Here is a 12642-nt window from a genome sequence, read left to right as displayed (position 1 = left end):
GGCACCCAAAAATCGCCCGCCACCCCGGGGAGGGATGACGGGCCGAGGTGGGGTGTTGGATAAGCTCAGCGCTTCTTCCGCGCGGGGGCCTTGGGCGGCTGCACCGCGAGATAGACGGTGCTCCAGAGCTGCGCGGCATTGGACTCGTCGACGTCCGTCTTGCCGGCGCCGAAGGCGACGACCTTGTAGCGGCCATTCTCGAAGGCCCAGGACCAGAGCTCCGAGCTTTGCGTCGCGCGCGTCGCCTGGATCGCGCGCCACAGCTTCGCCTGCGCATCCTTCAGCACCGCGCGCGTGGCGGGGGGCAGGTCGGTGCGGGCGAGCTGGCGTTCCAGTCCGGCGGCGAACAGCGCCTGCTGCCACGACCACACCACCGCGCCGTGATAGGCGGCCGGGGTGAAGCGGTCCTGCACTTCGGTGCTGGCCAGCGCCGGATTGGCGACGAGCAGGCCGATATCGGTCATCAGGCCGGCGGGGAAGGGCCGTGCCAGCGCGCCGACATAGGCCTGGAGATCGGCCGCATCGGGATGCCCGAAGAGCAACGCGAAGCCTTCGTCCGAGTTGATGATCGGCACGGGCTGGCCATGATCGTCGAGCGCGATCGCGTGGTAGCGCAGCGCCTGGCCCTTGAGTGCGGCGAGCGCGGGCGCGGCGGGCACGCCGACGCGCGCGGCATAGTCGCGGATCTGCGCGGTGGCCTGCGCGCCTGGCGTCTCCACCGCGAACAGGCCCGGAGCCTTGCCGCGCCAGGTGGCGGCCATGGCATGGGCACGGGCAAGCGCCGTGCGATCCGCCTGGGTCAGATAGCGGTCGAGCAAGCCGGCGCGCAGCAGCTTGTCGGCGGCTTCCAGCGCGGCGGGGACGAGGATGGCGTTGACGTCATAGGGATAGCGGCCGCGGCCGAGCCCTTCCTCGCTGTCGCGCCACTCGCCGGTGAGGCGCCCGGCCTTGACCGCGACCAGCTTGTCCCAGCGCGGATCGTCCGCGAAGGGCGCGGCATGCTCGAGCACGAAGCGCAGGTTGCGCACCAGCAGCGCGCCGGCGGGCTGGGCGGTGCCGGGATGCGCGACGCTCGGCACCGCGCCCGCCAGGAAGCGCTGCGCGGCGGCGCGATTGGCCGGGGCGAGCAGATACTCCGCGGCGACCGGCGCGAGCATATAGTCGTCGTCGATCATCGCATAATCGAGCGTCGGCGTGTCGCCGCCGCCCTGGCCATGCTGCTGGTGATCGACCAGCGCGAACTCGGAGAGGCCCTCTTCATGCGCGACGTCGCCCTTGTCGTCGAGGCGGGCGAGCACGGCGCCGAGCCCGGCCTCGACCGCCGCGCCCTTGAGCGCCGGCATCAGCAGCCGGACCGACATCAGCGTGTCGCGGCCGAAATAGGTATCGAAGCGCCACGAGCCGGCGAGGAACTTCTCGCGGTAGCTGAGAAAGGCGAGGGCGTTGCGCGCGGCGGGATCGGCGGCGGCCCTGGCGTTCAGCAGCTCGGCCTTGCTCAGGCCGGTGAGCGGCGTGTCGCCCGTCGCCGCGACGATGCGCAGGCGGATGCGGCCATCGGCACCGGCGACGATCTCGCCCTTGTCGATCCGGCCGCCCAGCACCTGGATCTCCAGGCTGTAGCCCGGCGCGCCGTCGACGCGGTCACGGGCATAGAGAATGCGATTGCCCTCGACGCGCATCGGCGCGGCCACTTCGGCGGGGAAGCGGCTGATCGACTGATAGTCGCGCAGGAAGCGGACATTGGAGAGCACCGCCTGCTTGGGGGCGAGGCGGGCGGCATCGATCGTCGCGATGCTCTCGATGCCGTGGAGCGGGCGGCCCCTGGCATCGGCGAAGGTGACCGGGCGCGGCGCCTGGTCGAGCCGCCAGGTGGCGGGGCGGGCGAGCGGCTGGAACCACAGGCCGACGCCGCTGTTGCCGGCCGGGAAGGCGACCAGGATGCGCGGATCGCTGCCGTTGCGCAGCAGCAGGTGCGCGGCGACCTTGCCGTCGCGGACAAAGGCATTGAGATTCTGCCCCTCGGTCAGGCTGTAGGCCAGCTCGGGCGCCTTGCCGCCGCGCTGCTGCGCCATGGCCGTCGTGCTCGTGCCCGCGAGCAGTAGCCCGCCCACCAGCATCAACCGCATCGAACCTCGCATCCGCTTCCTCCTCTCGTTTCCAGATATGGAAAGGCGCGGCGAACCTCTCAGTTGCCGCGCCCCCCTTTTGCGACCCTCGCGGGTTATCAGAACTTGAACGTGATCGTGCCGCCATAGGTGGCGCCGACAATGCCGCGGGCGTAGAAATAGCCGTTGGTGATCGCCTGCGTCTGGCCCTGGCGCGGATTGCCCTCGGTGAGGCCGATGACGTTGAAGATATTGTCGGCGTTCACGCTCACCTGCAGCTGCTTGCTGAGGTTGAACGAGGCGCCCACGCTGGTCACGCCATAGCTCGGCAGGGCCACGCCGTTGCCGGCATCGGCATAGATCTTGCCGATATATTTGTAGCGGCCGTAGATCTCACCGAGACCGTTCGGCAGCTTGTAGCTCGGCGTGATCGTGAACAGCCGGGCCGGGGTGCGCTCGGGGCGATTGCCCTCGAAGCCGGCCTGGTTGGCGCCGTTGATCGCCAGGTTCACCAGCTTCGGATCCTGGAACACGCCCTGGAAGTCGATCGAGAACGCATCGATCGGACGGACGTTCAGGTTGAGCTCGACGCCGTTGGTGCGCAGGTCGGCGTTGATGTTGCTCTGCTGCGACGGGTTCACCGGATCGGCGAAGTTGTAGTTCTGGTTGCGGAAGTTGGTGCGGAACACCGTTGCCGAAGCCGAGATCAGGCGGCCCATCTGATAGCGCAGGCCGGCTTCGTACAACTCGATCCCGGTGATGGGGTCGACATTGTTCATCTGGAAGCCGTTGGCGTAGCGGGCATAGATCGAGAAGTTCGGCGTGATCAGGTAGTTCGCGCCGACGGTATAGGCCACCGCCTTCTTGTTCGCCTTGCGCACCGAATAGGTGCCGTCCCAGGTCGAGCCGACCGTGGGCAGCACGCCCGCGGTGCCGGCCGGAACCGGCTGGTTCACTGCCGCCTGGTTGCCGTCCCACGCCGTGGCGCTGTCATGCTCCCAGCGCACGCCGGCATCGACGTGCAGGTCGCCGATCGAGAACTCGTCGTTCACATAGAGCGACAGGCTCGAATCCTTGCGGCTGCGGATGCCCGCACCCCAGTCGCCATAGGAGACCAGGCCGTTGTCCGACAGCGTGCCGATGACCTGGTTGTTCGCGTTGAGCGCGACGATGTCGTAGATGTCGCTGTTGGTGCGCACGTCGTTGACCACGCTGGCGGTCGCCGACTGATCCTGATTGCGCTTGGTGTTGTAGTACATCACGCCCGCGGTCAGCGAGTTCTTGAAGCTGCCGCTCTCGAAGCTCCAGCGGCCGCCGACATTCATGCCGAAGTCATAGGCGTCGATCGCGTCGTGGTTGAGCGTGGTGCGCTGCAGGAAGCCGTTGCCGTTCAGCGCGTTGAGCAGCGCCGTCTGGTTCGAGCCGATCACCTGGCCGGTGCGCAGGTTCTTGATGCCGTAGCGCACGGTGGTCGGGAAGGCGGCCTGGCCGAGCGTGAGCAGGTCGTTGATCGGCGAGCTGTTGCCCGGGGTCAGATAGTTGACCGCGCTGGTCAGCCCCGCATTGCCGGTGCCCGAGCCCGGGAACAGGCCGTTGAAGTCGTACGAATAGTCCAGATAGCGGCCATGGCCGAACAGCGTGAGCGAGTCGCTGACCGGCTTCTCGAAGTCGAGGCGCGCCTGCCAGGTCTTGGCGACCACGCCGTCGCGATACTTGAAGTCGCGATAGCCGCTCGAATGCGCGAAGGTCGAGACCGGCACGGCGATGTTCGCGAAGGCGTCGCCGCCGACATTGCCGAACTGGGTGTCGAGGCTGGGGATGCCGGCCGGCTTGCCGTTCTGAAAGCGATAGGGCTGGTCGGCGTAGTACGCGTTCTCGACGTTGCCGCCCTTGCCCGACAGGCGGATATAGCCGCCGTCATCGAACTTGTACTCGAGCGCGCCCTTCAGGCGCCAGCCCTGATAGTCGAACGGGTTCTTGCGGACGCCCGGGCTCGACTGGAAATAGCCGCCGATATTGAAAGCCAGCTTGTCGGTGATCGGCTGCGAATAATAGAAATCGCCGCGCTTCAGGCCGTAATTATAGCCGGTGAAGCGGGCCATGCCCTCCGCCTTCTCGTGGTTCGGGTTCTTCGAGACGAAGTTGATCGTCGCGCCCGCGCCGTTGACGGTGAGCACGCCCGACGAACCGCCCTTGACCGCTTCGAGGCGATCGATGGTCAGGTCCTGGTCGAAGAAGAAGTCGGCGCCGCCGCCGCCATAGAGGATCGGCATGCCGTCCTCCTGGAGCTGGACGAAGCGCTGGCCGCCGCCCTGCAGGCCGCGGACCGAATAGTTGTTCGAGATCTGGCCGGCGGTCGCCTCGACGAAGATGCCCGGAACCATCTCGAGCAGGTCTGCGGTTGAGCGCGGGGCCTTCTGGTCGATCAGCTCGCGATTGGCGAGCGTGATGTCGGCCGAAGCGGTGATCAGCGGACGATTGGGCGTGGTCTGGCCGGTGACGATGATCTGGCCCTCGTCGGCGGCGTCGTCCTGCGCGGCGGGCGCGGCCGCGTCGGTGGCCGCGGTCTGGGCCTGGGCGGCGAGCGGCAGCATGGCTGCGCTGGCCAACAGCGCAGCGCGAACGCCGGCGCGAACGGAAAACAACATATATCCTCCCCAACCGAGTTTATCGCCGGACCGTCCGGCGGTTGATCCCGCCCGACTAGTCCCGGCAACGAGATAATGAAATCGTTTTCTGCAACTGTCACGCGGAATTTGCCAACCAGTGGTGCACTGGGGCAACACGTCCTGATTCCAACGATTTCGGTCGCCTTGGCGGCGAGTGGGGAGAGTGAATCTTGACGCAGAAAAGGGCGGCGCGCGGCGCCGGAACGCGAATCGGCCGCCGCGCCCTGCTTGCCGGATCGGCCCAGGCGGCGCTGCTCGGCATGCTCCCCGTCGCGGCGCGGGCCGCGTCCGCGCAGATCGACGACCTGATCGCGCGAATGACGATCGCGGAGAAGGCCGGCCAGCTCAGCTGCTTCAACGACGAGATCCGGCCGGTGGGGGCAGTGTTCAATCCCGTGGTGGATCCGCGGGGCGCCGACGCGATGCTCGCCGATATCCGGGCCGGCCGGGTGGGCATGCTCTTCAACGGCTATGGCGTCGCCGGTGCGCGCCAGGCGCAGCAGGCGGCGCTGCGGAGCCGGCTCGGCATTCCGCTGGTCTTCGCCGCCGACGTGATCCATGGTTGCCGCACGATCTTCCCGATCCCGTTGGCCGAGGCCGCGGCATTCGATCCCGACCTCTCCGAGCGCGCCGCCCGGGCCGTGGCCGAAGAAGCGAGCGCGGGCGGGCTGCATTGGACGTTCGCGCCGGTGGTCGATGTGGCGCGGGACCAGCGCTGGGGCCGCGTGGCGGAGGGGGCGGGCGAGGATGTGCTGCTCAACCGCCAGCTTGCCGCGGCGCGGGTGCGCGGGCTCCAGGGCCCCGATCTGCGCCGGCCGGACGGCCTGCTCGCCACGCCCAAGCATTTCGCCGGCTATTCGGCGGTGCGCGGCGGCATGGAGTATGCCGCGGTCGACATGAGCGTGGCCGAGCTGCGCGAGACCTATCTGCCGCCCTTCGCGGCCGGCTTCGGCGCGGGCGCGCTGGCGACGATCGCTTCGTTCACGGACTTTGGCGGCATTCCCGCCACCGCAAATCGCTGGCTGCTCACCGACATGTTGCGCGGCGAGCTGGGCTTTGGCGGCGTCTGCGTCTCCGACTATGATGCCGATCGCGAGCTGATCGCGCACGGCGTGGCCGCGGACGAGGCCGATGCGGCGCGGCTGGCGATCCTGGCGGGCGTGGACGTGTCGATGCAGAGCGGGCTCTACAATCGGCACTTGCCCGGGCTGGTCGCCAGCGGCCGGGTGCCGATGGCACGGGTGGACGAAGCGGTGCGGCGCGTGCTGGCGCTGAAGGACGCGCTGGGGCTGTTCGACGATCCCTTCCGTTCGCTTGATGCCGCGACCGAGAAGAAGCGGACGGCGACCCCGGCGATCAGGACGCTGGCCCGCGAGGTGGCGACCCGGTCGATCGTGCTGCTGCGGAACCGGGAAGGCCTGCTGCCGCTGCCGCGCAAGGGCAGGCGGATCGCGCTGATCGGCCCGTTCGGGGCGGACCGGGCGAACCTCAACGGGCCCTGGTCCTTTGCCGGCGATGCGAAGGACGGCATCGACCTTGCCAGCGGGATCCGCGCATTGCTCGCCGATCCCGCTGCGTTCGTGGTGGAAGCCGGAAGCGGAATCCACGAACCGCTTCCCGGCGGCATCGCGCGGGCCGTGGCGGCGGCGAAGGCGGCCGATGTCGTGCTGCTCGCGATCGGCGAGGCGGGCGACATGTCGGGCGAGGGCAATAGCCGTGTCGAGATCACCATGCCGGCGGCGCAGCAGGCGCTGGCCGAGGCGGTGGCCATGACGGGCAGGCCGGTGGTGGTGCTGCTCCGTCACGGCCGCGCGCTGGCGCTGGAGGGCGCGGTGCGCGATGCGCCGGCGCTGCTGTGCACCTGGTTTCTCGGCGAGCAGACCGGCGCTGCCGTGGCCGACATACTCTTCGGCGTACGCGAGCCGACCGGCCGCCTGCCGGTGAGTTTCCCGCTGGCGACCGGGCAGCAGCCCTGGTCGTACGATCGGCGCGGCACCGGCCGGCCGGCGCCCGATGCCGATCCGGTGGCGCCCGGCCGCAGCCATTGGCGCGACGCGCCAGACCGCGCGCTGTTCCCGTTCGGCAGCGGGCAGGGCTATACCCGCTTCACGCTCGCCGACCTGCAAGTGCCGCCCCGCCTGGCCAGCGACGAGGTGCTGCAGGTGCGCGTCGCGGTCACCAATGCCGGCGCGCGGCGGGGCGAGGCGTTCGTCCGCGCCGACATCCATGATCGGGTCGCCAGCCGGACCCGGCCGGTGCGGCAGATGAAGGCGCATGCCCGCGTCACGCTCGATCCCGGCGAGCGGCGCATCGTGACGCTCGCCATTCCCCATGCCGAGCTCGCCCTGGTCGCCGCGGACGGGCAGTGGCGGGTCGAGCCGGGTGCGTTCGATCTGTGGGTCGGTGCCGGGGGCGAGGAACTCCACAGCCAATTCGACGCGGTTTGACGCAGGCGTTGAAATGCATTGCATGATCTGCTTCGCTGCCAGGCGACAGAGAAACGGGAGAGGTCACGGATGAAGCGCGCAGCCTGGGCGGTACCCGCCCTGATCACCAGCTACGCCCTGCTCGGGCTGCTGATGAACAGCGTCGGCACGGTGATCCTCCAGTCGATCGCGCATTATGGCGTCACCAAGCCGCAGGCGGCGACGCTCGAGGCGTGCAAGGACCTGTCGGTGGTCGTCGCCTCCTTCCTCTTCGCCACCGCGCTGCCGCGCTTCGGCTTCCGGCGCGCGCAGATCGGCGTGACGCTTGCGGTCGCCGCCGGGGCGTTCGCCATTTCGTTCGCGAACAGTTTCTGGGCGATGCAGCTGTTCTTCGTGCTCGTCGGCCTGTGCTTCGGCATCGCCAAGGTGGCGACCTACAGCTCGATCGGCCTGGTCCGCCCCGATCCGGCGCGCCACGCCAGCCTGACCTCGCTCATCGAGGGCGTGTTCATGGTCGGCATCCTCGCCGGCATCTGGCTGTTCGGCTGGTTCATCGGCCAGGACACGACCGGCCAGGGCTGGCTGGGCGTCTATCGGGTGGTGGCGGTGCTCGCGCTGGCGACGGCGGTGCTCTGGTGGTTCGCCGATCTCGACGAGGGGGCGGCGAAGGCCGTGGAGGGGCAGCCGGCCACCGGCTATCGCGACGCGCTGGCGCTGCTTGCCTTGCCCTCCACCATCGCCTTCCTCGCCGCGATCTTCCTCTATGTGCTGATCGAGCAGGGCGTCGGCACCTGGCTGCCGACCTTCAACAACCAGGTGCTGCATCTGCCCGGTGCGATGAGCGTGCAGGCGTCGAGCATCTTCATCGCCGCGCTGGCGGTGGGGCGGCTGAGCGCCAGCGGGCTGGTCGCGCGGCTGGGATGGCTCAGGCTGCTGCTCGGCTGCCTCGCGCTGATCGCGGCCCTGGTGATGCTCACCCTGCCGACCACCCAGGGGCTCCACCCGCGCGCGAACATGGGCTGGTTCGACGCGCCGGTGGCCGCCTACATCTTCCCGCTGATCGGGGTGTTCATGGCACCGATCTATCCGATCGTATCGTCGGTGGTGCTGAGCGCGCTGCCCCGCGAGCGGCATGCGGCGATGGTGGGCCTGATGGTGATCTTCTCGGCGCTGGGCGGCACGATCGGATCGTTCATCACCGGCTTCACCTTCGATCGCTTCTCGGGCCAGACGGCATTCTACTTGGTGCTGGTGCCGCTGGTGCTGATCGCGCTGGCGCTGGTGCGGCTGGAGCGGCTGACGCGCAAGGCCTGAAAGATGGTTCCCCGGTGCGGCCATTGGGTGCCGGCACCGGGGAACTAGGTCCGTCATCCCAAGTGGGGGAAGGATGACGGGAGGGAGCGGTCAGGCCGAATAGGCGGCCAGATCGAAATCGCGGATCGCCGGGATGATCCAGTCGGCATCGGGCAGGGCGGCGCGGGTGCCGACGCCGAGCGCCTTCATGCCGGCGGCATGGATCGCCTGGACCCCGGCAGGGGCATCCTCGACCCCCAGCATCGCGGCGGGGTGGACGCCCAGCACGGCGGCGGCGGCGAGGAAGATGTCCGGCGCCGGCTTGCCGGCGGCGAGGCTGGCGGGATCGATCACTGCGTCGAACAGGTCCGCCACCTGCATCCGCGCGATCAGCAGCGGCGCATTGCGGCTGGCCGAGGCGAGGGCGATGCCGAGCCCGGCCGCACGGCACTGCTCGAGCGCGGCGCGGGCGCCGGGAAACAGGTCGGCGGGGCCGAAATGCGCGATTTCCTCGAGATACCAGTCGTTCTTCCGGGCGGCGAGGCGCTGGCGCTCGGTCAGGTCATAGGCCGGCCGGTCGCCGAGGATCAGCGCCAGGCTGCCCATCCGGTCGACGCCCTTCAGCGCCTCGTTCCTTTCCTCGTCGAACGGAATGCCGAGGCTGTCGGCAAGCTTCTTCCAGGCGCGGTAATGCGCGCGCGCCGTGTCGGTCAGCACACCGTCCAGGTCGAAGGCGACGCCCTTCAGGGTCATGCGGCCAGCGCTCCGGTCCAGCTCTCGCCGGGGGCGAGGCGAACCTCGCCGTCATGATGCCCGATCGTGATCCCCGGGCCCGAGACGGCGCGATAGGTGATCCGATCGCCCGCCACTTCGACCCGCACCAGCGTGCCGCGCCAGACGAGGCCGAAGCCATAGCCCTGCCAGGCCGCCGGGCGGGTGGGGCGGAAGCGCAGGGCCGGCCCCTGGGGGCGGAAGCCCGCAAAGCCCCAGACCAGCGCCAGCCAGGAACCCGCCAGCGCTGCCATGTGGACGCCGTGCCCGGTATTGCCATGGCGATCGTCGATATCGACCAGGCTGGTCTCCGCGAAGAAGCGCAGGGCCTGCGCCTCGTGCCCGACTTCGCTTGCCAGGATCGCGAAGGTGGAAGCGGAGAGCGTCGAATCATGCGTGGTGATCGGCTCGTAATGGTCGAACACGCGGCGCTTGCGCTCCAGCGAGACATCCTCGCCGCCCAGCACCATCGCGAGCACCAGATCGGCCTGTTTCGAGACCTGGTGCCGGTAGAGCGTCATGGGGTGATAGTGGAGCAGCAGCGGGAATTCGGAGGCGGGCGTTCCGGCCAGGTCCCAGCGCGGCTTGTCGAGGAAGCTCGCATCCTGCGCGTCGAGTTCGCGCGCTGCGTCCCAGGGCAGGTGCATCGCATCGGCGACGCGGCCGAATTCGGCGAGCTCGTCCGCATCCAGCGCCATCTTGGCGGCCAGGCCGGCCCAGGCCCGGGGCGCCAGCGCGGCGACGTGCGCGGCGGCGGAGACGGCGAGGCGCAGATGCTTCTGCGCCATCCGGTTGGTGTACCAGTTATCGTCGACCAGCGCGGTATACTCGTCCGGCCCGGTCACGCCGCGCAAGTGGAAGCGGCCGTCCGCCCAATCGCCCAGCGTCACCCAGATCCGCGCGGTCTCCACCAGCATGCGCGCACCATGCTCGACCAGAAAGCCCTCGTCGCCGGTCGCGTCGACATAGGCGCCGATCGCGAAGGCGATGGCCGAGTTGATGTGATATTGCGCCGATCCGCTCGGATAATGGGCGGAGCATTCGCGGCCCTCGATCGTGCGCCAGGCATAGAGCGCGCCCTTGCGGTGATCGAGCGCGCGGGCGTTGGCGAAGGCGGCATCGAGCGTGCCGGCGCGGTAGACGAGCATCGCCCGGGCGATGTCGGGCGCGAGCACCGAGAGCACCGGCAGCATGAACGCTTCGGTGTCCCAGAAATAATGGCCCTCATAGCCCTCGCCGGTCAGGCCCTTGGCCGCGGCGCTCGAACGGCCGTCGCGCCCGGCCGAGGCGAAGAGGTGGAACAGGTTGGCGCGCAGGGTCGCAGCCAGGCGCGGCTCGCCGGCAATGGCGAGGTCGGCGGCGGCCCAGAAGCGCTCGAGCAGCGCATGCTGCGCGGCCGCGGCGGCTTCGAAGCCGGCGGCGAGCGCAGTGTCGGCGAGCGTGGCGGCCCGTTCGGCCAGCGCGCCCGAGGCATCGCGGCCAGTAGCGAAACCGGTAGCCGCCAGCAGCCAGCCGGCGTCTTCGCGGGTGCGCTGCACGGCGGCGACGGCGATGCCGCTGCCGGGCAGGCGCTCGACGACGATGTCCTGCTCCGCCTGCTCGGTCTCGAAGCCTCGCGAGGCGAGGTTCACGCCGATGCGCGGATCGTCGGACTGGGCGGCGCCGCTGGGGGCGGGGGCGAGGCGGGGATGCAGCGTGACGCTGCCCGTGCCTTCGATCTCGGCCTGGAGCCGGCGGACCAGCAGCGTGCTGCCGTCGAGCGGCACGATCCGCTCGGTGCGGATGCGCAGCAGCCGGCCGTCCGGCAAGGACCAGCGCGTCTCGCGGCGGAGCATGCCGGCGCGCAGGTCGAGCGTGCGCCGCGTCGCCGAACGCAGGGCCGTGAAATCGATTGCTTCGCCGTCGACCCGCACGTCGATGCCCAGGGATTCGGCAACGGGTACGCGCGAATCGGAGTTGGCGGCGAAGCCCTTGAGCTTCTCATGATAGTGGATCGGCGCCTGTTCATAGGCATGGGCCAGGAAAGTGGTGGCCTGGGCGCGCTCCTCGATCGCTCCGCGCACGCCGATCGTGCCGTTGGAGAGGGCGAGAATCGTCGCGGCCCAGCCCTCGCGGGCCGAGTCGTCGCCGATCACGTCCAGCGACCAACCGTCCTCCGCGAAGAGCACACCATCTTCCGCGCCGTTCAATGTCCGAGCCAACACCCGCTCCCCAACTCTTATGAAAAGTTGCGTTACAGGCTCTTTGATATCGTTTTCAAGAACAAAGGATCAGGTATCGCGCACGACGATCTCGGTGGGGAGCGTGGTGGAGCGCGCGCGGCCGCCATCGACCTGCTGCATCAGCTTCTCGACGAGCAGCGCGCCGGCCACGTCGGTCTTCTGGTTGATCGTGGTGATCGCCGGGCTGAAATGCGCGGCGGGCGGGATGTTGTTGTAGCCGACCAGCGAATAGTCGCGCGGTGCGGCCAGGCCACGCTCCTTGAACGCGCCGGTCACGGCCATGGCGGCGGTGTCCGAAAAGGCGAATACCGCATCGGGCTGGCGGCCGGCGGCGAGATAGGCAGTGACGGTGTCGGCAGTGGCGTGGAACGCCATCGAGGCGATCGGCAGGAAATCGACGGTCACGTCGGCCTGATCCTTGGCGGCCGCGCACAGCCCCGCATAGCGCAGCCGCAGCTCCTCGTGGCGGATGTCGCCGACGAACAGCCAGTGCCTGCGTCCGGCACGCAGGAAATGGCGCCCGGCCAGTTCCCCGCCCAGGAAATTGTCGCTGCCGACCGAGCAATAGCCGGCGTCCGGCGCGACCGCGCCCCAGACCACCAGCGGCACTTCGCTGCGGCCGAGCTCGCGCAGCATCGTGTCGCGCGTGCCCTGGCCGAGCACGATGAACCCGTCGGCGCCGCGGGCCTGGTAGAAATCGCGAAAGGCGCGGACGTCCTCGAGCCCCGGCGGGGAAAGGAGCAGGTCCTGGTTGCGGATCGACAGTGCCTCGGAAACGCCGGCGAGCAGCTCGAAGATGAAGGGATCGCCGATCGCGCCGTGCCGGTGCGAGCCGAAATCGAGCATCACCGCCACGGTGTTGGTGCGCGTGTGCCGCAGCTTGGCGGCGTTGCGGTTGACGGCATAGCCGTGCTGGCGCGCCACTTCCATCACCCGCTCGCGCGTTTCCTCGGTCACCAGCGGGCTGCCGTTGAGCACGCGCGACACGGTGGGCGTGGAAACCTGGGCCAGGCGCGCGATGTCCTGCATCGTGAGTCGGGCGCCCGCCTTGCCGGGCCGCTCCTTGGCGGTCTTCTTCGTCATCGCCCGCTTTATGGGCGCACAATCGCGGTGCAGTAAACCGCGAGGTTGCGCGGCGGCGGGGGCAATGTGCAAA

The 12642-nt window shown here is 69.3% G+C and carries 7 protein-coding genes; 2 read left to right on the top strand and 5 right to left on the bottom strand.

Annotation, left to right across the window (positions count from 1 at the left end; translation table 11 throughout):
* Positions 1-65 precede the first annotated feature (65 nt).
* Together FHR20_RS17825 and FHR20_RS17820 are read right to left on the bottom strand one after the other, a co-directional pair.
* Positions 66-2138, bottom strand: a complete 2073-nt coding sequence (locus FHR20_RS17825) for a hypothetical protein (protein WP_167300973.1) — start codon at positions 2136-2138, stop codon at positions 66-68.
* 86 nt (positions 2139-2224) lie between these two features.
* A complete protein-coding gene (locus tag FHR20_RS17820; protein ID WP_167300972.1) occupies positions 2225-4753 on the bottom strand; it encodes a TonB-dependent receptor in 2529 nt (842 codons plus the stop codon).
* Positions 4754-5034: 281 nt separating this feature from the next.
* On the opposite strand from FHR20_RS17820, the gene FHR20_RS17815 reads away from it, so the two are divergent.
* Both FHR20_RS17815 and FHR20_RS17810 read left to right on the top strand, forming a co-directional pair.
* Complete coding sequence (locus FHR20_RS17815) at positions 5035-7221, top strand: glycoside hydrolase family 3 N-terminal domain-containing protein (RefSeq protein ID WP_167301176.1); 2187 nt, start codon at positions 5035-5037, stop codon at positions 7219-7221.
* A 69-nt stretch (positions 7222-7290) separates the two neighbouring features.
* A complete protein-coding gene (locus FHR20_RS17810) occupies positions 7291-8514 on the top strand; it encodes an MFS transporter (RefSeq protein WP_167300971.1) in 1224 nt (407 codons plus the stop codon).
* 90 nt (positions 8515-8604) lie between these two features.
* On the opposite strand, the gene pgmB is transcribed toward FHR20_RS17810, so the two are convergent.
* The 3 genes from pgmB to FHR20_RS17795 form a co-directional block, all read right to left on the bottom strand.
* Complete coding sequence (gene pgmB / locus FHR20_RS17805; RefSeq protein WP_167300970.1) at positions 8605-9246, bottom strand: beta-phosphoglucomutase; 642 nt, start codon at positions 9244-9246, stop codon at positions 8605-8607.
* Positions 9243-11465 (bottom strand): glycoside hydrolase family 65 protein, encoded by a 2223-nt coding sequence (locus FHR20_RS17800; protein ID WP_167300969.1) that lies wholly within the window; start codon positions 11463-11465, stop codon positions 9243-9245. The genes pgmB and FHR20_RS17800 overlap by 4 nt, the downstream gene beginning before the upstream one ends.
* A 69-nt stretch (positions 11466-11534) precedes the next feature.
* Positions 11535-12569, bottom strand: a complete 1035-nt coding sequence (locus FHR20_RS17795; RefSeq protein ID WP_167300968.1) for a LacI family DNA-binding transcriptional regulator — start codon at positions 12567-12569, stop codon at positions 11535-11537.
* Positions 12570-12642 lie beyond the last annotated feature (73 nt).

The organism is Sphingomonas leidyi, from assembly GCF_011761945.1.
GTDB lineage: Bacteria > Pseudomonadota > Alphaproteobacteria > Sphingomonadales > Sphingomonadaceae > Sphingomonas > Sphingomonas leidyi.
Note: the sequence above shows the minus strand (reverse complement) of the source record. Positions and strands in the feature narration are given on the sequence as shown.

What these genes read in the sequence shown, in the direction of transcription:
- FHR20_RS17795 (WP_167300968.1), bottom strand. Translation starts at nt 12,569, where the DNA reads ATGACGAAGAAGACCGCCAAGGAGCGGCCCGGCAAGGCGGGCGCCCGA.
- pgmB (WP_167300970.1), bottom strand. Translation starts at nt 9,246, where the DNA reads ATGACCCTGAAGGGCGTCGCCTTCGACCTGGACGGTGTGCTGACCGAC.
- FHR20_RS17825 (WP_167300973.1), bottom strand. Translation starts at nt 2,138, where the DNA reads ATGCGAGGTTCGATGCGGTTGATGCTGGTGGGCGGGCTACTGCTCGCG.
- FHR20_RS17820 (WP_167300972.1), bottom strand. Translation starts at nt 4,753, where the DNA reads ATGTTGTTTTCCGTTCGCGCCGGCGTTCGCGCTGCGCTGTTGGCCAGC.
- FHR20_RS17810 (WP_167300971.1), top strand. Translation starts at nt 7,291, where the DNA reads ATGAAGCGCGCAGCCTGGGCGGTACCCGCCCTGATCACCAGCTACGCC.
- FHR20_RS17815 (WP_167301176.1), top strand. Translation starts at nt 5,035, where the DNA reads ATGCTCCCCGTCGCGGCGCGGGCCGCGTCCGCGCAGATCGACGACCTG.